The organism is Taklimakanibacter deserti, from assembly GCA_003574785.1.
Window position 1 is genome coordinate 211,246 of record QORU01000008.1, and the last position, 19,771, is coordinate 231,016.

The window sequence follows — 19,771 nt, forward strand, 5'->3', positions numbered from 1 at the left end:
AGGACTGGCAAATGGGGCCATTGCGCGCGCCCCAGGGAGAAGGTTACGAGGAAGAAATGCGCGATACGCCCCGCCTCTATGTCGCCCGAAAGCTTGCCGAGCGCGCCGAGCATGCGCTGGAGCAGGACCAGGCGCATTATGTCCGCGACGTCATGCGGCTCAAGCCGGGCGATCCCTTGCGCCTCTTCAACGAGGGGGATGGCGAGTGGCTCGGCTTCTTGACCCAGGCAACACGCAAGACGGTGACCTTGCGCATCGAGAAGAAGCTCGCCGAGGTCGCGCCGCCGCCCGACATCGATTTCGTCTTCGCGCCCTTGAAGCATGCCCGCCTCGATTATCTGGTGCAGAAGGCGACCGAGCTGGGCGCCCGCCGCCTGCGCCCCGTCATCACGCAGCGCACCATTGTCGGGCGCGTCAATCTCGAGCGCATGCGCGCCAATGCGGTCGAGGCCGCCGAGCAATGCAATCTCGTCTTCGTGCCGGAGGTGGCGGAACCCTTGAAGCTCGACCGTCTTCTGACGGGTTGGGAGGAGGGGCGGGCCTTGATCCATTGCGATGAGGGGGCGGAAGGCCAGGACACGCTCGCCGTCCTGAAAGGACTGCGGCTGCCGGCCGCCCTGCTGGTCGGTCCCGAGGGCGGCTTCACGCCCGAGGAGCGGGCGGCGCTCAGGCGGCTCCCCTTCGTGACAGCGATCTCCTTGGGCCCCCGGATCATGCGGGCGGATACGGCCGGCACGGCGGCATTGGCCCTCGTCCAGGCCACGCTGGGCGACTGGCAGCCATGAGCTTCCATCACAATCTTTGACTTGCCGTAAGCGAGGCCCCCGCCTAAATCGCCTTCTGGCAACAAAGGTATTTGATCTTGAGCGTACCCACACCCGACACGCCTGAGGCGCGCGCGCCCATCACCAGCAAGCGCCAATTGATCGACTATATCGCCGCGGGCGAGAAGCCCGAGAGCCAATGGCGGATCGGCACCGAGCACGAGAAATTCCCGTTCCTGACCGATAGTTTGGCGCCGGTGCCCTATGACGGCCCGCGCTCGATCAAGGCGCTTCTCGATGGCCTCAAGGGCCGCTTCGGCTGGACCGGCCTCTATGAGGGCTCGAACATCATCGGCCTCACCGATCCCCATGGCATGGGCTCGATCTCGCTCGAGCCCGGCGGCCAGTTCGAATTGTCGGGGGCGCCGCTGGCGACGGTGCATGAGACCTGCGATGAGGTTCACAATCATCTGGCCCAGGTGCGCGAGATCGGCGACAGTCTGGGGATCGGATTCCTCGGGCTCGGCGCCTCGCCTTTGTGGACCCGCGCCGAAACGCCGGTCATGCCCAAGGGCCGCTACAACATCATGGCGCCCTATATGGACAAGAAGGGCAAGCATGGCCGCGACATGATGTTCCGCACCTCGACGGTGCAGGTCAATCTCGACTTCTCCTCCGAAGCCGACATGGTGAAGAAGCTCAAGGTGTCGCTGGCGCTGCAGCCGGTGGCGACGGCGCTCTTCGCCAATTCTCCGTTCACGGAGGGAAAGCCCAACGGCTATAAGAGCTTCCGCTCCGCCGTCTGGCTCGACACCGATCCCGACCGCTCCGGCATGCTGCCTTTCGCCTTCGAACAGGGCATGGGCTATGAGCGCTATGTCGACTATGCGCTCGATGTGCCGATGTATTTCGTCTACCGCGACGGTCATTATCACAATGTTGCGGGCGAGAGCTTCCGCGCTTTTCTCGAAGGCAAGCTGCTGCAACTGCCGGGCGAGCGGCCGACGCTGCATGACTGGTCGGATCATCTGACGACGATCTTCCCCGAAGTGCGGCTCAAGAAGTTCCTGGAGATGCGCGGCGCCGATACCGGTCCGTGGCGCACGCTCTGCGCCCTTCCGGCTTTGTGGGTCGGCATTCTCTATCATCAGGCTTCTCTCGATGGCGCCTGGGAGCTGGTCAAGGACTGGTCGGCCGAGGACCGGCAGAAATTGCGTGAGGCGGTACCGCGCGAGGCGCTGCAGGCAAAGGTGAAGGGCCGCCTGGTGCAGGATGTGGCGAAGGACATGCTGGATTTGTCGCGCAAGGGCCTCGGCGAGCGCCGCATCGTCGGCTGCAAGGGCAAGACCGAGACGCGTTTCCTCGATGAGCTCGACGGCATCGCCGCATCGGGTCGCACCCGCGCCGATGAGTTGCTGCAGCTCTATGACACGCGCTGGAACCACGACGTCAGGCCGGTGTTCCGCGATTTCGCCTACTGAGGCTTGCGGGGGCAGCATGGAAACAGCGGCTGCACGGGATGAGGGAACGGAACAAACGCCGGAAGCGAGGCCGACCGAGGGTCCGAGGGGTATCGGCGGCTGGCTCATCCTGCCGATCATTCACTTGGTTGGCAGTATCATATTCACCGGCATCAATCTTTGGCCCGTACTGCAGAACAAGGGCAGCTTCATCGACATCGCCCTCAATCCGACCTATCGCTGGATGCTGCTCCCGGCGCTCATCTCGACGGCCGGAGGCCTGGCCATCCTCGCTCTGGCGGGCTCAGCACTCGTCATGCTTTACCTGAAGCGGCGTATCTTCAAGGTGCTGATGATCTGTTTCTACGTGCTGGTCCTCGTGGCGACGGCCTTCGAGACGAGCCTGGTCTTCGCCTTCGAGGAATTCGGAGAGACGCTTGCGGATCAACAGGAGATGGTCAAGGAGCTTGTCCGGAGCATTGTCGCCGCGGCGATTTGGATTCCTTACTTCCTGGTCTCGAAGCGGGTGAAGGCTACATTCATCGAATAGTTACCCGATCTCTGCTCCCGCTCGCGTTTTAAGCAGTGCTTCGGCATCCCCGGCAATCGAGCGCACGATGTCGCCCGCGGGCTTGATGTCATGGATGAGGTCGAGACCTTCGCCGGCGAAGACGACGGTCTTACTGGTGTCGCCGGCCTTGGCCGCCGCCCAATAGGCTTCCGTTTCGCGGGTGAGATTCTGCTCGAGCTCCAACTCGCGCCCATGCCATTGGCGGCTGAAGTCATTGACGATGGCGCGGCCTGAATAGCCTTCCGGCCAATCGAGCTCGCGCACGATGTCGAAGACGCGGGTGCGCAGCGTGTCGTCGCTACGCGCGGTGGTGAGGAGCTGTTTCGCCTTGTCGCTGCCGAGCGCCTCGGGCGTCGCCCAGAAACGCGTGCCGACGAGAATGCCGGATGCGCCGAGCATCAGCGCCGCCGCGAGGCCGCGGCCGTCCGACAAGCCGCCCGCCGCGACCACCGGTACCTTGCCGGCAATGTCGACGATGGCCGGTGTCAGCGTCAGGGTCGTGCGTCCCGATTTGCCATGGCCGCCCGCTTCGGTGCCTTGCGCCACGATGATGTCGGCGCCGGCATCGAGGGCGCGCTTGGCGCCGTCGAGATCCTGCACCTGGCAGAGAAGCGTGACGCCCGCCGCCTTGATCCGCGGCGCGAAGCGTGTCTCATCGCCGAAGGCGAGGCCGAAGACTTTTGGCGCATGCTCCAGCGCCTGGTCGAAAAGCTCGGGGAAGCGTTCGAGCGACCAGGTGATGTAGCCGACCCCGATCCGGGCGTTGCCTGAGGCGCGGAACTGGTCGTCCATCCAGGCCTTGCCGCCATAGCCGGCTTTCGGATCGCCATAGCCGCCGCCGATCATGCCGAAGCCGCCGGCCTGGCTCACCGCCGCCGCCAGCTTGCCGCCGGCGACGCCGCCCATAGGGGCGAGGATGATCGGATGGGTGATGCCGAGGAGGCGGGTCAGCGCCGTGGTGATGGCCATGATGTGAGGATCTCGCGCAATTGAGGACGCATGATTATGGACGCAAGCCGGCGCTAAGCGTCATGCAACTTTGCGAGGGAGACCATGCCTTATTCGGCGGCCATCAGCGGACGCGGAATGTTGGAGATGCTCTCCGAAATATGCCGGCTCAAGGCTTCGGCGGCCGAGCTGCGCCGGCCCGGACGGTGCACGATGCCGAGCCGGAACGATCCCAGTTTCGGGAAGCCGTCCTTCTCGGTGAGAATGCGCATGCCGGGACGCACGCAGATTTCGGGCACCGAGCCGACCGCGAGTCCGGCCAGCACCGCGGCATTCACCGCGTTGGAATTGGGCGAGGAATAGGCGATGCGGTATTTGCGGCCTTCGCGCTCGAGCGCATTGATCGTAAGCGTGCGCCATTCGCAGCCGGTGTGGGAAATAGCGATCGGCACCGTGTCGAGCAGATGCACGCTGTGGCGCATCGAGGTGACCCAGACGAGCTGCTCGGTGCGCACGATCTCATCGACGATGACCTCGGAGCAGGCGGTGACGATGGCGAGGTCGAGCTCGCCATGGCGCGCGCGCTCGACCAACTGCTGGCTCAGCGCGCAGTCGACATTGACCGTCACCAGGGGATGGGTGCGCGAGAAGCGGGCGAGGAATTCGGGGAGGAAGCGGTCGGCATAGTCGTCGGGCGTGCCGAAGCGCAAGGTGCCGGTGAGCTCGGGCTTGGTGAAGGCCGAGACCGCCTCGTCATTGAGCTTCACGATGCGGCGGGCATATTCGATGAGCCGGTCGCCGTCCGAAGTAAAGCGGCTCTGGCGCCCGTCGCGCACGAAGAGCGGCCGGCCGACCAGCTCCTCGAGCCGCTTCATCTGCATGGAGACAGCCGACTGGGTCTTGTTCACCTCGTCCGCGGCGCGGGTGAAATTGCCGGTATCGGCAATCGCCAGGAATGTTTTCAAGAGATCGACATCGAGATTGGGGATCATGGCCGCTCTTCCATCAAGACTGTTGATGGATAATATAAGACATATTCGTTGGATTTATCAATGGTGAGGGCGCATATTTTGATCATCCAAAGAGACAGCTCGATCCGCTTTCGGGTGGCGGGCACCGCAAGGAGAATGGTCTTCTTGCGGCATGGAGGATCGTGTCATGAGAGACTATGTCCTGAGCCGCGCGATTTTCGACGACAGAATTGGCAACCGGTCGCTGTTTTCCAGGCTTCTCCACAATTGGAAGGCCCGCCGGGAAGTGGCCCAGCTTGCCGGATTTGACGATTTCATGCTGGCCGATATCGGTGTCAGCCGGGCCGATGTGGAATGGGCGTCGCACCTGCCCTTGACCACGGACGCGACCGAGGCCCTGGAAGAGAAGCTCACACTCCGCCAGCGCCATGCGCCGCTGAAGCGCACTGGCGCTTATTGACCTGAATTTGCTTCCCGCGTGATCGGACGGTAGCCGCCGCCCCATTTTCCCGATCATGCCCAAGGCAGGCGGCCTTGCGAATCCTCCCCTGTCGCAAGGCCGCCTGTTTTCGTTGGCGCCCCACAGTTTATTGACTATCTCCCGAAAGCCCCTAAATTAGCTAAAACAGGTGGTTGGCAATTTAGATGCGCAAATACACTTTAACGGACCTTGGCAACAAATCGGGTGAGGTGACGGAGGCTGCATTTCGGGGCCCGGTTGACATCACGAGCCGTGGCAAACGGAAATTCGTGATTCTGACGGCCGAAGATTATGACCGGCTAACACGGCAGCGTCCGAAACAACGCGTTGTCCATGTCGACGAACTCGCCGAAGACGAAGCTGACGATTACATAGCTGGCCTAAGCGCTCCCGTCAAAGATCCCGCAGATGATTGAGGCGAAAACCGGCCTCGTTATCCGCTATTCTTATCTGTGGGCCAGAGAACACGACCGCGGCGAAGAGTCGGGTCGAAAGGACCGACCCGTCTGTGTGCAGATAATCGTCTTGCGTCGTAGCGGAAAAGAGGCGGTCCTGCTCTTCCCGATCACGAGTCACGAGCCGCATGCAAGTACACAGGCTTTGCTCCTTCCGGAAACGGAAGCGCGCCGAGCAGGGCTGCGCAGTCCTTCCTGGATCATTGTCGATGAATGGAACGAAGAAGAAGATCTGCAGAACTCAGTCAGTGTCGCAGATCCAAAGCCGCTTGGCTCCTTCACGAGGACTTTCGTCCAACAAATCCGCGAAGCAGCGATCAAAGCCATCCGGACGCGCAGTTATCGGAGCATCCGGCGCTGAGATCGCTGATTCTCGGATCGTACGTTCCGACCTTCAACGCCGCCGGGTCATCCGCTCGACCGAATTGAGCAGATCATCGGCCGCGTTGCCGCTCCTGGTGCCGCCCCCCAGCACGTCGTCGATGCGCTGGCGGCTGCGATCGGCGACATCGCGATTGACACCGCCGCCCTGGCCGCCGCCCATCATCTCGCGCAGCAGGTCCTCGAGGCTGACCGAGCCCGGCTGGGGCCGGGGCGCGTTGGTGGCACCGCCGCCGGCTTGTCCGCCGGAGCCGCGGCCGCCGCCAAGAATGTCGCCCAATATGTCCTCGAGGCCGCCCTGGCCGCCGCCTCTGGGTGCTGGGCCACCTTGGCCCTGCCGGCCGCCGCCCAGTATGTCACCCAATATGTCGCCGAGGCCGCCACCGCCCGAGCCCCCGCCAGGGGTCGGCGCGCCGCCTTGGGGAGCAGTTTGTTTGCCGCCGCCGAGGATGTCGCCCAATATGTCGCCAAGGCCGCCACCGCCCGAGCCGCCGCCAGGGGTTGGCGCGCCCGCTGGACCGCTTTGCGGCGCGGTCTGTTTGCCGCCGCCGAGGATGTCGCCCAATATGTCGCCGAGGCCGCCACCGCCCGGACCGCCGGCCGACCCGCCTTGCGGGGCGCGCGCCGCTCCGCCGCCGCCCATCTTCTTGGCGAGCTGGCCCATGATGATGGCGGCGATGACCGGCAGCATCTTCTTCAGAACCGCCGAGCCTACCCCCGAAAGGTCGGCCGCCTGGTTGGCGACGCCGCGGCTCACATCCTTCGATCCGAAGACATGGCCCAATATGGCATTGCCGTCATCGGCGACCTGGTCGTACTCGAGCGATCGAGGATCATCGGCATAGCGGCCGTGATTGCCGCCCTGGAGCGCCTTGAGCAGGCCCTCGAGCCCGTTGTCGGTCTGGTTGTTGCGCCGGATGCCGGCGGCGACGACGGGTGCGAGCTGCTCGAAAGCGGCGCGCGTCTGTGCTTCATTGAGGCCGAATTGCCGGCCGAGTTCCGCGTAATCCATCTTGTGCCTCCACTTACAGTTAACGCCCTTGTTCAACTAACGCCGAGCAGCTCGCCGAAGATCTGCTCGAGCGACGGTGTCGTGCTCCGCCGTCTTTTCGTTCGCTTGCGGCCGGTGCCGAAATAGCTGGAAGTGCTGCGCCGGCGCCGCCGATTCGGCATGATCTGGCGTGTAGCACCTTGCACCGCACCCTTTATGACAGCCTCCACGATGGTCGAAATAATGCCGCCTTGCTCTTCTCCCCCGCCCGCGGCCTGTTGCGCCCCGACGAGGCCGAGAGGCTGGTTGTAGCTGCGCGCCAGGGCGGCGAGGACGGCGCTCGCCCCGATGGCGGCGAGCCGCTGCGTCGGGGTGTCGTCGGGCCGGATGGCGAGCGCCTTTTGCGCCGCCGCGGCCGATCCATAGATATCTGCGAGCACCGCCGTGCCGTCGCTCACGAGCTCGGGGTCGTCCATCAGGCTTTCATCGTCGAGGAAGGCATCGCCGTTACCGTCCTCGATGAGGTCGAGAAGGCCTTCGAAGGCTTGCGGCTCCCCGGCGCGCTTGCGCAACTGCAGCACGATGGCGGGCGCCAGCACGCTCAGGCTGCGCTCGGCGGTCGCCGCATCGACGCCCGCCGAGCGCCCGGCATTGGCGAAGAACTCGCCGTTCTGGGCGCTGCGCAGAATGTCCATCACCGCCATCTCAGGCCGCCTGCTGTTCGACTTTGGCCACGATCCTATAGGCCCAGGCAACGGAGGCAACACCGAAGATGACCGAGCCCAGCGCCATGCCCGCCATGACGCCTTCCGGCCCCGCAATATGGGCGCCATAGATGGCGAAGGGGATGGTGCCGAGCGTGGCCTTGCCCCAGTTGAACAGCGTCGAGATATTGGGGTGGCCGAGATTGTTGAAGGCGGCCGAGGAGACGAATTGCGCGCCGGCGAAGGCCCAGCTCCCGGCGATGAAGCTGCAGAAGAACAGGACGAGATCGGTCGTGCGGCCGGTGGCGCTGAACAGCGCCGCGATCTCGTGGCGAAAAAGGAACAAGAGAAGCGACGTCATGAGTGTGTAGAGGGTGGCGAAGATGAGGCCGTCGGTCAGCGTGCGGCGTACCCGGCCATAGGCGCCGGCGCCGAAATTCTGGCCGATGATCGGGCCGACCGAGCCCGACAGCGAGAAGATGATGCCGAAGGCGACCGGCACGATGCGCCCGACGATGGCGGCTGCGGCGACGACCTCATTGCCGAACTGGGCGACGGCGCGGGTCGCATAAGCGTTGGCGAAGGGCATGGCGAGCTGAGTGAGCATGGCGGGGGCGGCGATCTCGGTGATCTCGCGCATGTCGGCCCTGAGCCTGGCCCAGCTCGGGGGCGCGAAGAATCCGTGCACGCGCTGGACGCCGTGGAAGCCGATGGCGAGCGAGCCGAGATCGGCAAGCACGCCCGCCAGGGCGGCGCCCTGGATGCCCCAGCCCAGGCCGAAGATGAAGATGGGATCGAGTATGGCGATGATGATGGCGACGATCAGCGTCACATACATGGCCCGCCTCGCATCGCCCAAGCCCCGCAAGGCGAAGGAGCAGGCGACGGCGCCGGCAAGCAGCACGAAGCCGGGCGAGGCGATCCAGATGAACTGCTTGGCGAGGTGAAGCGCCTCGCCCTGGGCGCCGAGAAGCCGCAACAGCCAATCCGAGGTCAGGGCGATGATGAGCGAATAGATAGCCGACAGGATGCACGAATACATGAAGCAGCTGGTGGCGAATTCGCGCGCCCGCTCCGGTCTTCTGGCGCCCAGGTTGCGGGCGACGAGGACCGAGGTCGCGATGCCGGTGCCGATGCATAAAGAGAGATTGGTGAAGACGATGGTGCCGGCATAGCCGATCGCCGCGGTGATCTCGGTCTTGCCGAGAAGGCTCAGATAGAAGAGGTCGGCCAGATCGACGAGGAACATCGACATGAGGCCGATCGCGCCGGTGAAGGTCATGACCACGACATGACGCATGGTCGAGCCCTCAACGAAGCGGGCTTCGCGCGTTGGTGCTGAATTCATGAGGGGATCAGTTGCCGTTCGAGGATTTCCCGGCGCAGTTGCGCTTCCGATACGAAATGGTGAGTCTCGAGCCCGGCGATACGGGCGCCGTCGACATTGGACTTCTTGTCGTCGGTGAACCAGGCCTGGGCGGGCTCGAGGCCGAGACGGGCGATGAGTCGCCGGTAGCTTTCAGGGTCGGGCTTCTTGGTCCGGAACTCGTAGGAGAAGTAGCAGGCCTCGCCGAATATCGCCGCCGCGTCGGGGAAGACCTCACCAAGTCCTTCTTTCATGAGCGGTCCGTTGTTGGTGAACAGCGCCACGCGTCCATGCGCGGCCACTTCGCGGATGAGGCCGAGCATGCCGGGCCAGGGGGCGATCGCGGCGCGCCGGGCTTCGATCCATTGCGCGCGGTCGATCGGGTGGCCGAGACGCCGGCTGAATTCGGCGAGATATTCCTCGGCCGTCGGGTACTGTCCGGCGTCTGCGGCATCCTCGAAACCCGAATCCCACAGCGCGGCGCGGATGTCGCGCGGCATCTTGCCGGAAATCCGCGACAGGACTCTGAGCCTCTTGCCGAGGTCATAGCGGCAGAGGACGTCGTCGAGGTCGAATATGGCGATTTCAATGGCCATGCTGGCGGCCGTCCAAGCTGATTCTGGTCCTGCCGTGAATGCTCCTACGCCGTCATTTTGACAAGTCATTGGCCGCTCGCTAGTTCGAACGCCTCCAATCCCGGGAAGAAAGCAAATCATGGATCTGAAGAAGATCAGGGCTGATACACCCGCCGTGGCGCGGCGCGCTTATCTGCACAATGCCGGGGCGGCGCTGATGCCGCGCCCGGTGGTCGCGGCGATCAAGGATCACATCGACCTCGAGGCGGAAATCGGCGGCTATGCCGCCGCAGGGCGCGAAAGCGCACGCTGCGAGGCCGTCTATGATTCCGTAGCGCGCCTCCTCAATGCGGCGCCTGAAGAGATAGCGCTGGTCGAGAATGCGACCGTCGCCTGGCAAATGGCCTTCTATTCGCTCGACTTCGCGCAAGGCGACCGCATCCTGACCGCCGAAGCCGAATATGCCGCCAATTACGTGGCTTTCCTGCAAATGGCGAAACGCAAAGGCGTGGTGATCGACGTCGTGCCGAGCGATGCGACGGGCGAACTCGACCTGGAAGCGCTCGAGCGCATGATCGACGCCCGTGTCAAGCTCATCGCGATGACCTGGGTCCCGACCAATGGCGGCCTCACCAATCCCGCCGCCGCCATCGGACGCATCGCCAGGGCGCATGGCATTCTCTACCTGCTCGATGCCTGCCAGGCGCTCGGCCAGATGCCGGCCGATGTCGAAGCGCTCGGTTGCGACATGCTCTCGGGGACGGGACGCAAATTCCTGCGCGGTCCGCGCGGCACCGGCTTCCTCTATGTGCGCAAGAGCCTGCTCGGGAGGCTCGAGCCGCCGATGATCGACCACTATGCGGCACCATGGGTCGCCCGCGACCGCTATGAGCTTCGCCCCGATGCGCGCCGCTTCGAGAATTGGGAGAACAACTACGCCGCGCGCCTCGGCCTCGGCGCGGCGATCGATTATGCGCTGGCCCTGGGCCTCGGCGAGATCGAAAAGCGCTGCCAAGGGCTCTCGGCCCGTTTGCGGGCCGGGCTCGAGGCCATCGATGGCTTAAGTGTGCTCGATCTCGGGCGCAGCCCCTCTGCCATTGTGAGCTTCACCATCGATGGCATCGACGCCCGCGAGGTGGTGAGGAAGGCCGCCGAGGCGGGGATCACTATTGGCGCCTCCGATCCGGCCAGCACGCGGATCGACGCCGAGAACCGCCGTCTGTCCGCCATCGTCCGTGCTTCCCCGCATTATTACAACACCGAGCAGGAGGTCGACCGGCTGGTCGAACTTAGTATGAAGCTGAGGAAGAGCGTTTAGTTCAGGCGGCCGTGCCGCCGACGGTGATCTGGTCGAGCCTGAGGCTCGGCTGGCCGACGCAGACCGGCACACCCTGGCCCTGCTTGCCGCAGGTGCCGATGCCGGGATCGAGCGCCATATCGTTGCCGACCATGGAGATGCGCTTCAGCGCATCCGCACCATTGCCGATGATCGTCGCACCCTTGACCGGCATGGTGGGGCGGCCGTTCTCGATGAGATAGGCCTCGGTGCAGGAGAACACGAATTTGCCCGAGGTGATGTCGACCTGGCCGCCGCCGAAGGACTTGGCGTAGAGGCCGCGTTTCACCGAGGCCAGGATCTCATCCGGATGCTTGTCGCCGTTGAGCATGTAGGTGTTCGTCATGCGCGGCATGGGGGAATGGGCGAAAGACTGACGGCGGCCATTGCCGGTAGGCTTCATGCCCATGAGCCTCGCATTGAGCCGGTCCTGCATGTAGCCGACGAGGATGCCGTCCTCGATCAGCGTCGTCGAGGAGGAGGGCGTTCCTTCATCATCGATCGCCAGCGACCCGCGCGCGCCGAGCACCGTCCCGTCATCGACGACGGTGATGCCGGGTGCGGCGATCCGCTCGCCCATCAAGCCGGAAAAGGCGCTGGTCCTCTTGCGGTTGAAATCGCCTTCCAGGCCATGGCCGATGGCCTCATGGAGCAGGATGCCGGGCCAGCCGGGGCCGAGCACCACATCCATCTCGCCCGCGGGTGCCGGCCTTGCTTCGAGACCGACCAGCGACTGGCGCACCGCCTCCCTGACGGCGTCCTGCCATTTCTGCTCGCTGAGATAATCGCCATAGAGGCCGCGCCCGCCGAAACCGTAGGTGCCGCTGGCGCGCTCACTTCCGTCCGATGCCATCACCGTCACCGAGAAGCGCACCAGGGGCCGGCTGTCGCGATAGGCCTCAGCCCCGGCGCGCAGGATCTCGATCTCCTGCCAGTCGCCGGAAAGCGAGATCGTCACTTGCTGGATGCGCGGGTCGAGCTTGCGGGCGAAATCGTCGACCCGCTGCAACAACGCCACCTTGTCGGCGAAGGCGAAATGGTCGGAAGGGTTCTGCGCCACATAGAGCTGGCGGTTGGTGCGCGACGGTGCCGCCCAGATGCCGGAGGAGGAGCCCGAAATGATGGTGCGGCAGATGTCGCTCGCCCGCTTCATGGCGGCGGCCGAGACCTCTGTCGAATGCGAATAGCCCTGCGTCTCGCCGCTGACCACGCGCAGGCCGAAGCCTTGCGCCTCATCGAAGCTCGCCGATTTGAGCCGGCCGTCGTCGAACACCGCCTGCTCGGTGAGGCGTTGCTCGACGAAGAGCTCGCCGTCATCGGCGCCCTGAAGTGCCGAATCGAGGATATGCGCGGCTTCGCTCCGCGAGACTTGAGCTTTTTCGAGGAGCGAGATCATATGGGGAGTTCGTTCAGAGCTTGCCGAGGGCCGTAAAGGCGGCGGCAAAGCCGTTGAGCGAGATCTTGATCGGCATGCCGAGGCCCGGCGCCTCATAGATGATGAAATTCGCGGCCGTGCCTTTCCTGAACTTGTCGAGCGTCTGGTTGCCGGCCTCGCCGAAGGCCACGCAGATCTGCGGCAGGCAGCGCATGAAGGGGATGCGGCCGACCGCGCCACCGTCGACTTCGAGCGCGACACCTGTAGGCAGATAGACGCCGATCGGGGCAAGGATGCGCATCATCGTGACGTCCTTGCCATTCTGCTTGCCGCGCACGAAGACGGTGGTGAGGCCGAGCTTGGCGTTCTTGTCGCTGCGCGCCGACTGCACCATGGCGCATTGCTTCTCGATCTGCGCCTGTCCTTCCGCATTGGCCTTGCCGGGTGCCGACTCGCACTGGATCTTCCAGTCGCCATGGGTGGCGATGACCTCAGGCGCCGGTCCCTGCTGCGTGCGGGGGCCGGGCTGGCCTTGCTGACCCTGCTTGTTCTGGGCCTGCGGATTGCGCGGGCCGAAATTGTTCTTCTGCGGCGCCTGGGCATCCTGGGCCAGTGCCGGGGTGACGGCCAGGAGGGTGGCCACCGTCAAAGCGGCCCAACGCAGCGATTGTTTGGAAAAGATTGGCACGGGGCTATCCTCGTATGTCTCGATTCGCGGGGCGGCTCTTAGCGCTCTCCAGGCTCTTAGACAATCATGAAAGTACCGCCGGCGCGCGTTTGTTCGCAAAAAATGAGGCGGAATTCCGGTTGCGGTAAAGGCCTTGAGCGCAATGACGTTTTGCCGCGCCCGGCTTGGTTGCGGCGGCTTGGCGAATGTGGTTCACAATTGGTTCCGGATCGCTGAAAGGCAGGTCTTCGCTTGGTGTTGGGCGAAGCAATAAGACATAGGAAAGAGGCGGGAATGAGATTTGCGAAACTTTGGGCGGGCTCCGCACTGGCTTGGGTAGCGGGCGCCGGTTCGGCGCTGGCCGAGGTCGACGGGCATGCCGTTCCCTGGCAAATGGGTCTGCAGCCGGGTGTCACGCCGGTCGCCGAATTTATCCACAAGTTCCACAACTATCTGCTTCTGCCCATCATCACCGTCATCACGCTCTTCGTGCTGGGCCTCCTCATCTATGTGATGGTGCGGTTCAACGCCAAAGCCAATCCGGTGCCGTCCAAGACCACCCACAACACGCTGGTCGAGGTCCTGTGGACGGTGATCCCGATCATCATCCTGGTCGTCATCGCCATTCCCTCCTTCAGGCTTCTCTATCTCCAGCGCGACGTGCCCCAGGGCGACATGACCATCAAGGTCATCGGCAATCCGTCCTGGAACTGGACCTACGAATATCCCGATCTCGGCACCAATGAGGACGGCTCGGCCAAGGTCTCCTTCACCGCCTATCTCAAGCCCAAGGACAAGCTCGAGGCTGGCGACACCTGGCTGCTCTCGACCGACGTGCCGGTCGTCGTCCCGGTCAACAAGATCGTGCGCCTGCATGTGACCTCCGATCCCGAAGGCATCATCCATGCCTGGACCATTCCCGCCTTCGGCATGAAGATCGACGCCATCCCCGGCCGCCTCAACGAGGACTGGTTCCAGGCCACAAGGGAAGGCGTCTATTACGGCCAGTGCTCGGAGCTCTGCGGCAAGGACCATGCTTTCATGCCGATCGAGGTCCATGTCGTCTCGCAGGCCGACTACGACGCCTGGGCCGAGAAGATCAAGACGGCAGGCGCGGACGAGGCGCGCAACTTCCTGATGGCGCGGCTCAAGGCTGAAGGCCAGGTCGCGCAGAAATAAAGAAGCCCGGCAACGGGGACAGGCTTATAGAGGTTTTACGAACATGGCATATGCCGCAACCGCCCATGATGATCACGGCCATCCGACCGGATGGCGCCGCTACGTCTATTCGACCAACCACAAGGACATCGGCACGATGTATCTGTGGTTCGCGATCTTCTCCGGCGTGATCGGCGGCATACTCTCGATCATGATGCGCTGGGAGCTTCAGGAGCCTGGGATCCAGATCTTCCACGGCCTCGCGGCCATGGTCTATGGCGGCGAAGCCGGCGCCATGCTTGACGCCGGCAAGCACATGTTCAACGTGTTCGTGACCGCGCATGGCCTGCTCATGATCTTCTTCATGGTCATGCCGGCGATGATCGGCGGCTATGGCAACTGGTTCGTGCCCTTGATGATCGGGGCGCCCGACATGGCCTTCCCACGCATGAACAACGTCTCCTTCTGGCTGCTGCCGCCGGCTCTGGCGCTGCTCCTCATCTCGATGTTCGTCGAGGGTCCGGCGGGTGCCCATGGCGTGGGCGGCGGCTGGACGATCTATCCGCCGCTATCGACGACCGGCCAGCCGGGACCGGCCATGGATTTCGCCATCCTCGCGCTGCATATTGCCGGTGCTTCCTCGATCCTGGGCGCCATCAACTTCATCACCACGATCTTCAACATGCGCGCCCCCGGCATGACGCTGCACAAGATGCCGCTCTTCGTCTGGTCGATCCTGGTGACGGTATTCCTGCTCCTGCTGTCGCTGCCGGTGCTCGCCGGCGCCATCACCATGCTTTTGACCGACCGCAATTTCGGCACCAGCTTCTTCGTGGCGTCGAAGGGCGGCGATCCCGTGCTGTTCCAGCATCTGTTCTGGTTCTTCGGCCATCCCGAAGTCTACATTCTCATTCTTCCGGGCTTCGGCATCGTCAGCCAGATCGTCTCGACCTTCTCGAGGAAGCCGGTCTTCGGCTATCTCGGCATGGCCTACGCCATGGTGGCGATCGGCGTCGTCGGCTTCGTCGTGTGGGCCCACCACATGTACACGGTTGGCCTCGATGCCGATACGCAGGCCTACTTCGTCGCCGCCACGATGATCATCGCGGTGCCGACGGGCGTGAAAATCTTCTCCTGGATCGCCACCATGTGGGGCGGCTCGATCGAGTTCCGCACCCCCATGCTGTGGGCGATCGGCTTCATCTTCCTGTTCACCGTCGGCGGCGTGACCGGTGTCGTGCTGGCCAACGCCGGCGCCGACCGCTCGCTGCACGATACCTACTACGTCGTGGCGCACTTCCACTACGTGCTGTCGCTCGGCGCGGTCTTCGCCATCTTCGGCGGCTGGTATTACTGGTTCCCGAAGATGACGGGCTACATGTATTCGGAAGCCATCGGCAAGGCGCATTTCTGGATCCAGTTCATCGGCGTGAACCTGATCTTCTTCCCGCAGCACTTCCTGGGGCTCGCCGGCATGCCGCGCCGCTATATCGACTATCCGGAAGTCTATGCCGGCTGGAACATGGTGTCCTCGATCGGCTCCTATATCTCGGCCTTCTCGGTGCTGATCTTCCTCTATGGCGTGTTCCAGGCTTATGCGCGCAAGCAGAAGGCCGCCGACAATCCGTGGGGTGCAGGCGCGACGACGCTCGAATGGACTCTCTCCTCGCCGCCGCCCTTCCACCAGTTCAACACCTTGCCGGTCATCCGGTGATTTGAGGCGAGGCCGCCATCGAGGCGGCTTCGCTCTATTGAAAGACGAGCATGAGCGACATTCACGCCGATATCTCCGACCGCAGCGCCGCCGCCTTGGGCGGTGAGGGTTCGGTCGGTGATTACTGGACCTTGCTCAAGCCCAGGGTAATGTCGCTCGTCATCTTCACGGCCCTTTCGGGGCTCGTCGCCGCGTCGAGCGACATCCATCCTTGGCTCGCTCTGGTGGCGCTGCTCGCGATTGCGGTTGGCGCCGGCGCCTCGGGCGCGCTCAACATGTGGTATGACGCCGATATCGACGCCTTGATGGCGCGCACCGCCAACCGGCCGGTGCCGCGCGGCGCCATTCTGCCGGGCGAAGCCTTGGGCTTCGGCCTCGCTCTGGCGGTCGGCTCGGTCGTGGTTCTGGGCCTCCTCGTCAATATCGTGGCGGCAGCGCTTCTCGCCTTCACCATCTTCTTCTATGTCGTGATCTACACGATGTGGCTCAAGCGCTCGACACCGCAGAACATCGTCATCGGCGGGGCCGCCGGCGCCTTTCCGCCGATGATCGGCTGGGCCGCGGCGACGGGCTCGATCACGCTCGCCTCGATCGCGCTCTTCCTCATCATCTTCATCTGGACGCCGCCGCATTTCTGGGCCCTGGCGCTGTTCCGCGAGAACGACTATGCGCGCGCCAATGTGCCGATGCTGCCCAATGTCGCCGGCGCCAGCGAGACCCGCAGGCAGATCCTGCTCTATAGCCTCATCCTGGTGCCCGTCACGTTCCTGCCGTCTCTCCTCGGCACCACGGGGCTGCTCTACACGATCGTGACGGCGCTCCTGGGCGCAGCGTTCCTCTGGCATGCGGTCGACGTGTACCGCTTGCGCGAGGGCGAAGCGGCGCGTCGCGCCTGCCGGCGGCTCTTCGGTTTCTCCATCCTTTATCTCTTCGCCATCTTTGCGCTCATCATCGCCGAGCGCATTCTGGGTGTGGCGCCTTTCGCGCCGGTGATCGGATGAGCCACGTGATGGACCAGAAACCGTTTTCGCCCGAGGACATGCGCCGCCGCCGCAAGCGATCCATCGCTCTGGCGCTGGTGCTCCTCGGTCTCGTGGTTCTGTTCTTCGTGACCACCATCGTCAGGCTGGGCGGTGATGTCGCCACGAGGTCGTTCTGACATGCCGCGCCTTCCCGTCACCCCCAATTCGGCCAAAAACCGCAAAGTCGCATTCGTTTCGGCGGCGGTGGTCGCCGGCATGATCGGCCTTGCCTATGCCTCCGTGCCGCTCTACCGCATGTTCTGCCAGGTCACCGGCTTCGGCGGCACCACCCAGCGCGCCGAGGCGGCGCCGGAAAAGACCATCGACCGCCGCATGACCATCCTCTTCGACGCCAACACGGCGGGAAGCCTGCCCTGGACCTTCGAGCCGGTGCAGCGCTCGCTCGAGGTCAAGGTCGGCGAGGAGAATTTCGCCTATTACCGCGCCACCAACAAATCCACCCATGCCGTCACCGGCAGCGCCGTCTTCAATGTGACGCCGGACACCGCCGGCGCCTATTTCAACAAGATCCAGTGCTTCTGCTTCACCGAGCAGACGCTGAAGGCGGGCGAGAGCGTCGAGATGCCGGTGTCCTTCTTCGTCGATCCGGCGATCGCGGAGGATCACGGCCTCGACAAGGTGACCACCATCACGCTGTCTTACACCTTCTATCCGGCCGGCGAGCCCGACACTTTGTCGTCGGCCGAGAAAAAACCTTCGACTGAAACCAATCTGAACTGACCGACCGAGGAGCAGGGGCTATGGCCGACGCACACGCAAAGAACCACGACTACCATCTGGTCGATCCAAGCCCATGGCCGGCGGTCGGCGCCGCCGGCGCCTTCATTCTCGCTGTCGGCGCGATCATGTGGATGCACGGATCCAACCCCGCCATAGCGCTCATCGGCCTTGCGGGCGTCCTCTACACCATGTTCATGTGGTGGCGCGATGTGATCAAGGAGAGCCACAAGGGCGACCACACCGATGTCGTGTCGCTGCATCTGCGCTACGGCATGCTGCTCTTCATCGCCTCCGAGGTCATGTTCTTCGTAGCCTGGTTCTGGGCCTTCTTCGATGCGAGCCTGTTCGCGGGTGATGCTATGCAGCCGTCGCGCTTCGATGCCACGGCCGGCGTGTGGCCGCCCAAGGGCATCGATGTGTTCGATCCCTGGCACCTGCCGCTCGTCAACACCCTCATCCTTCTGACCTCGGGCACGACCGTCACCTGGGCCCACCACGCGCTCCTGAACAACGATCGCAAGGGACTGAGATGGGGCCTCGCCCTCACTGTCGGGCTCGGTCTCCTGTTCACCGCCGTCCAGGCCTATGAATATGCCCATGCCGCTTTCGCCTTCAATCGCGACAATGGCGGCAACATCTATGGCTCGACCTTCTTCATGGCGACGGGCTTCCATGGCTTCCACGTGATCGTCGGAACCATCTTCCTGATCGTCTGTCTGTTGCGCGCCCTGCAGGGCCATTTCCGTCCTGAGAAGCATTTCGGCTTCGAGGCGGCGGCCTGGTATTGGCACTTCGTCGACGTCGTCTGGCTGTTCCTCTTCGCCTGCATCTATGTGTGGGGCTCGGCCGGCGTGCAGTTCGTCGAGCATTGATTGTCGCGTATTTCCCTCCCCATTGTGGGGAGGGACGGCCCGTAGGGCCGGGGTGGGGGTAAGCATTGTGACCGAGCCCTATTATCCCGATCTTTCGCCGATCAAGACCGGCATTGCCGGCAGATGCCCGCGCTGCGGCCGCGGCCGGCTGTTCCAGGGCTATCTCGCGGTGGCGCCGAAGTGCAATGCCTGCGGGCTCTCCTTCGACTTCGCCGATGCCGGTGACGGGGCCGCCTGGTTCGTGATGCTGTTCACCTGCTTCGTCGGCGTTGGGGCGATCCTCGGCATCGAGGTTGCCTATTCACCGCCCTACTGGGCGCATGCGCTCATCGCCATTCCGCTCATCATCCTCATGCCTCTGATCCTGCTGCGCCCGGCGAAGGGCATGCTTCTGTGCCAGCAGTGGAAGACCAAGGCCGAGGAAGCCCGGCTCCGGCATTGATGACGGGCAGGGTTTGGCAAATCGTCATCGCGACCGTCCTCGGCGTTGCCGTCCTCATTGGGCTCGGCGCATGGCAGTTGCAGCGGCTGCAATGGAAGGAGGCGCTCGTCGCCGAGCGCGACGCCAGGCTCGATGCCGCACCGGTGTCGCTCGATCAGGCGCTCAAGGATTTCGATGCCGACCGCTCCGTCGAGTTCCTGAAGGTCGCGGCATCAGGCGCCTTCCAGCACAAGGCCGAGCTCTTCATGCTCGCGACCGAAGGCGGCGTGCCGGGCTTTCAGGTGGTGACGCCTTTCGTGAGCACCGACGGCGTCATCGTCCTCATCGATCGCGGCTTCATCCCGGAGCCCCTGAAGGACCCGGCCAAGCGCCCCGAAAGCCAGCCGCAAGGCGAGGTCAGCGTCGTGGGCGTCCTGCGCCGGCATGTCAAAAGCCGCGGTCCGTTCACGCCCGACAACGATCCCGAGGCCAATATCTGGTACTGGTGGGACATACCGGCGATGCTGGCTCATGCCAGTGTCGCGCCCGACGCCCGCGTGGCGCCTTTCGCGCTGCATCTGCCGCCGGGCGAGGGGCCTAAGACCTTGCCGACGCCGGTCGCCGTCGATGAGGGGCTGACCAACAACCATCTGCAATATGCGCTTACCTGGTTCGCCTTGGCGGGCCTGCTCATCGTCATGTCGGGGCTCCTGATCCGCCAGACGCTGCGCAAGCGTGATTGAATTACGGACTCTCTCCACCTAAGGTGCCCCGCCCTCAGATAAGGATTTCCTGGCC

General features: G+C 63.9%; 23 protein-coding genes. 15 read left to right on the forward strand and 8 right to left on the reverse strand.

From position 1 onward, the window contains the following. The first annotated feature begins 56 nt into the window (after positions 1-56). From DS839_RS18315 to DS839_RS18325, 3 genes are all read left to right on the forward strand, one after another. Positions 57-785 (forward strand): 16S rRNA (uracil(1498)-N(3))-methyltransferase, encoded by a 729-nt coding sequence (locus DS839_RS18315; protein WP_119271894.1) that lies wholly within the window; start codon positions 57-59, stop codon positions 783-785. A gap of 77 nt (positions 786-862) precedes the next feature. After that, positions 863-2,245: a glutamate--cysteine ligase gene (locus DS839_RS18320; protein ID WP_119272076.1), complete on the forward strand. Its 1,383-nt coding sequence runs from the start codon at positions 863-865 to the stop codon at positions 2,243-2,245. 16 nt (positions 2,246-2,261) lie between these two features. Then, positions 2,262-2,774, forward strand: coding sequence for a DUF2569 domain-containing protein (locus tag DS839_RS18325; protein ID WP_162918642.1), 513 nt, complete (start codon positions 2,262-2,264; stop codon positions 2,772-2,774). On the opposite strand, the gene DS839_RS18330 is transcribed toward DS839_RS18325, so the two are convergent. Together DS839_RS18330 and DS839_RS18335 are read right to left on the reverse strand one after the other, a co-directional pair. Further along, a complete protein-coding gene (locus tag DS839_RS18330) occupies positions 2,775-3,764 on the reverse strand; it encodes an NAD(P)H-dependent flavin oxidoreductase (protein WP_119271896.1) in 990 nt (329 codons plus the stop codon). Between the two features lie 89 nt (positions 3,765-3,853). Further along, on the reverse strand, positions 3,854-4,735 hold the full coding sequence (locus DS839_RS18335) for a LysR substrate-binding domain-containing protein (RefSeq protein ID WP_119271897.1): 882 nt from the start codon (positions 4,733-4,735) through the stop codon (positions 3,854-3,856). A 166-nt stretch (positions 4,736-4,901) separates the two neighbouring features. On the opposite strand from DS839_RS18335, the gene DS839_RS18340 reads away from it, so the two are divergent. The 3 genes from DS839_RS18340 (at position 4,902) to DS839_RS18350 (ending at position 6,011) form a co-directional block, all read left to right on the forward strand. Beyond that, complete coding sequence (locus tag DS839_RS18340) at positions 4,902-5,174, forward strand: DUF1127 domain-containing protein (RefSeq protein ID WP_162918643.1); 273 nt, start codon at positions 4,902-4,904, stop codon at positions 5,172-5,174. A 185-nt stretch (positions 5,175-5,359) separates the two neighbouring features. Further along, complete coding sequence (locus tag DS839_RS18345) at positions 5,360-5,611, forward strand: type II toxin-antitoxin system prevent-host-death family antitoxin (protein WP_119271899.1); 252 nt, start codon at positions 5,360-5,362, stop codon at positions 5,609-5,611. After that, positions 5,604-6,011: a hypothetical protein gene (locus DS839_RS18350; RefSeq protein ID WP_119271900.1), complete on the forward strand. Its 408-nt coding sequence runs from the start codon at positions 5,604-5,606 to the stop codon at positions 6,009-6,011. The genes DS839_RS18345 and DS839_RS18350 overlap by 8 nt, the downstream gene beginning before the upstream one ends. A 33-nt stretch (positions 6,012-6,044) precedes the next feature. Here DS839_RS18350 and DS839_RS18355 read toward each other — a convergent pair whose 3' ends face one another. From DS839_RS18355 to DS839_RS18370, 4 genes are read right to left on the reverse strand one after another with little or no spacing between them, the layout of a single operon-like run. Then, entirely contained in the window at positions 6,045-7,043 is a 999-nt protein-coding gene (locus DS839_RS18355; RefSeq protein WP_119271901.1) for a DUF937 domain-containing protein, read from the reverse strand. Positions 7,044-7,075: 32 nt separating this feature from the next. Further along, a complete protein-coding gene (locus DS839_RS18360) occupies positions 7,076-7,726 on the reverse strand; it encodes a DUF937 domain-containing protein (protein WP_119271902.1) in 651 nt (216 codons plus the stop codon). Position 7,727: 1 nt separating this feature from the next. Further along, the gene (locus DS839_RS18365; protein WP_119271903.1) at positions 7,728-9,074 is read right to left on the reverse strand and encodes an MATE family efflux transporter; all 1,347 of its coding nucleotides are present in this window, start codon (positions 9,072-9,074) and stop codon (positions 7,728-7,730) included. Next, positions 9,071-9,688 (reverse strand): HAD family hydrolase, encoded by a 618-nt coding sequence (locus tag DS839_RS18370; RefSeq protein WP_162918644.1) that lies wholly within the window; start codon positions 9,686-9,688, stop codon positions 9,071-9,073. Before DS839_RS18370 ends, DS839_RS18365 begins: the two co-directional genes overlap by 4 nt. A gap of 118 nt (positions 9,689-9,806) precedes the next feature. On the opposite strand from DS839_RS18370, the gene DS839_RS18375 reads away from it, so the two are divergent. Continuing rightward, a complete protein-coding gene (locus DS839_RS18375; RefSeq protein WP_438816529.1) occupies positions 9,807-10,985 on the forward strand; it encodes an aminotransferase class V-fold PLP-dependent enzyme in 1,179 nt (392 codons plus the stop codon). A 1-nt stretch (position 10,986) separates the two neighbouring features. Here the strand turns inward: DS839_RS18375 and tldD are convergent, their stop codons facing one another. Both tldD and DS839_RS18385 read right to left on the reverse strand, forming a co-directional pair. Next, entirely contained in the window at positions 10,987-12,399 is a 1,413-nt protein-coding gene (gene tldD / locus DS839_RS18380) for a metalloprotease TldD (RefSeq protein WP_119271906.1), read from the reverse strand. Positions 12,400-12,412: 13 nt separating this feature from the next. After that, complete coding sequence (locus tag DS839_RS18385) at positions 12,413-13,066, reverse strand: invasion associated locus B family protein (RefSeq protein WP_162918645.1); 654 nt, start codon at positions 13,064-13,066, stop codon at positions 12,413-12,415. A 273-nt stretch (positions 13,067-13,339) separates the two neighbouring features. Here DS839_RS18385 and coxB point away from each other — a divergent pair, with 273 nt between their 5' ends. The 8 genes from coxB (at position 13,340) to DS839_RS18420 (ending at position 19,716) form a co-directional block, all read left to right on the forward strand. Continuing rightward, positions 13,340-14,224 (forward strand): cytochrome c oxidase subunit II, encoded by an 885-nt coding sequence (coxB, locus tag DS839_RS18390; protein ID WP_119271908.1) that lies wholly within the window; start codon positions 13,340-13,342, stop codon positions 14,222-14,224. A 43-nt stretch (positions 14,225-14,267) separates the two neighbouring features. Beyond that, entirely contained in the window at positions 14,268-15,917 is a 1,650-nt protein-coding gene (ctaD, locus tag DS839_RS18395; RefSeq protein ID WP_119271909.1) for a cytochrome c oxidase subunit I, read from the forward strand. Between the two features lie 50 nt (positions 15,918-15,967). Beyond that, positions 15,968-16,918 carry a heme o synthase gene (locus tag DS839_RS18400; RefSeq protein ID WP_119271910.1) on the forward strand — a complete coding sequence of 317 codons (951 nt, stop codon included), beginning with the start codon at positions 15,968-15,970 and terminating at the stop codon, positions 16,916-16,918. Positions 16,919-16,926: 8 nt separating this feature from the next. Next, the gene (locus DS839_RS36570) at positions 16,927-17,076 is read left to right on the forward strand and encodes a cytochrome c oxidase system small membrane protein (RefSeq protein WP_162918620.1); all 150 of its coding nucleotides are present in this window, start codon (positions 16,927-16,929) and stop codon (positions 17,074-17,076) included. Position 17,077: 1 nt separating this feature from the next. Beyond that, the gene (locus DS839_RS18405; RefSeq protein WP_368911717.1) at positions 17,078-17,680 is read left to right on the forward strand and encodes a cytochrome c oxidase assembly protein; all 603 of its coding nucleotides are present in this window, start codon (positions 17,078-17,080) and stop codon (positions 17,678-17,680) included. A gap of 20 nt (positions 17,681-17,700) precedes the next feature. Then, positions 17,701-18,552, forward strand: coding sequence for a cytochrome c oxidase subunit 3 (locus DS839_RS18410; RefSeq protein WP_119271912.1), 852 nt, complete (start codon positions 17,701-17,703; stop codon positions 18,550-18,552). 67 nt (positions 18,553-18,619) lie between these two features. After that, positions 18,620-18,994 (forward strand): DUF983 domain-containing protein, encoded by a 375-nt coding sequence (locus DS839_RS18415; RefSeq protein ID WP_368911718.1) that lies wholly within the window; start codon positions 18,620-18,622, stop codon positions 18,992-18,994. After that, positions 18,994-19,716, forward strand: a complete 723-nt coding sequence (locus tag DS839_RS18420) for an SURF1 family protein (RefSeq protein WP_119271914.1) — start codon at positions 18,994-18,996, stop codon at positions 19,714-19,716. The genes DS839_RS18415 and DS839_RS18420 overlap by 1 nt, the downstream gene beginning before the upstream one ends. The last annotated feature ends 55 nt before the right edge of the window (positions 19,717-19,771 follow it).

Excerpts from the sequence above, each read along its gene's own strand:
- DS839_RS18365 (WP_119271903.1), bottom strand. The coding sequence starts at position 9,074 with ATGAATTCAGCACCAACGCGCGAAGCCCGCTTCGTTGAGGGCTCGACC.
- ctaD (WP_119271909.1), top strand. The coding sequence starts at position 14,268 with ATGGCATATGCCGCAACCGCCCATGATGATCACGGCCATCCGACCGGA.
- tldD (WP_119271906.1), bottom strand. The coding sequence starts at position 12,399 with ATGATCTCGCTCCTCGAAAAAGCTCAAGTCTCGCGGAGCGAAGCCGCG.
- DS839_RS18400 (WP_119271910.1), top strand. The coding sequence starts at position 15,968 with ATGAGCGACATTCACGCCGATATCTCCGACCGCAGCGCCGCCGCCTTG.
- DS839_RS18335 (WP_119271897.1), bottom strand. The coding sequence starts at position 4,735 with ATGATCCCCAATCTCGATGTCGATCTCTTGAAAACATTCCTGGCGATT.
- DS839_RS18330 (WP_119271896.1), bottom strand. The coding sequence starts at position 3,764 with ATGGCCATCACCACGGCGCTGACCCGCCTCCTCGGCATCACCCATCCG.
- DS839_RS18370 (WP_162918644.1), bottom strand. The coding sequence starts at position 9,688 with ATGGCCATTGAAATCGCCATATTCGACCTCGACGACGTCCTCTGCCGC.
- DS839_RS18420 (WP_119271914.1), top strand. The coding sequence starts at position 18,994 with ATGACGGGCAGGGTTTGGCAAATCGTCATCGCGACCGTCCTCGGCGTT.
- coxB (WP_119271908.1), top strand. The coding sequence starts at position 13,340 with ATGAGATTTGCGAAACTTTGGGCGGGCTCCGCACTGGCTTGGGTAGCG.
- DS839_RS18340 (WP_162918643.1), top strand. The coding sequence starts at position 4,902 with ATGAGAGACTATGTCCTGAGCCGCGCGATTTTCGACGACAGAATTGGC.
- DS839_RS18315 (WP_119271894.1), top strand. The coding sequence starts at position 57 with ATGCGCGATACGCCCCGCCTCTATGTCGCCCGAAAGCTTGCCGAGCGC.
- DS839_RS18375 (WP_438816529.1), top strand. The coding sequence starts at position 9,807 with ATGGATCTGAAGAAGATCAGGGCTGATACACCCGCCGTGGCGCGGCGC.
- DS839_RS36570 (WP_162918620.1), top strand. The coding sequence starts at position 16,927 with ATGGACCAGAAACCGTTTTCGCCCGAGGACATGCGCCGCCGCCGCAAG.
- DS839_RS18345 (WP_119271899.1), top strand. The coding sequence starts at position 5,360 with ATGCGCAAATACACTTTAACGGACCTTGGCAACAAATCGGGTGAGGTG.
- DS839_RS18350 (WP_119271900.1), top strand. The coding sequence starts at position 5,604 with ATGATTGAGGCGAAAACCGGCCTCGTTATCCGCTATTCTTATCTGTGG.
- DS839_RS18410 (WP_119271912.1), top strand. The coding sequence starts at position 17,701 with ATGGCCGACGCACACGCAAAGAACCACGACTACCATCTGGTCGATCCA.
- DS839_RS18405 (WP_368911717.1), top strand. The coding sequence starts at position 17,078 with ATGCCGCGCCTTCCCGTCACCCCCAATTCGGCCAAAAACCGCAAAGTC.
- DS839_RS18325 (WP_162918642.1), top strand. The coding sequence starts at position 2,262 with ATGGAAACAGCGGCTGCACGGGATGAGGGAACGGAACAAACGCCGGAA.
- DS839_RS18355 (WP_119271901.1), bottom strand. The coding sequence starts at position 7,043 with ATGGATTACGCGGAACTCGGCCGGCAATTCGGCCTCAATGAAGCACAG.
- DS839_RS18360 (WP_119271902.1), bottom strand. The coding sequence starts at position 7,726 with ATGGCGGTGATGGACATTCTGCGCAGCGCCCAGAACGGCGAGTTCTTC.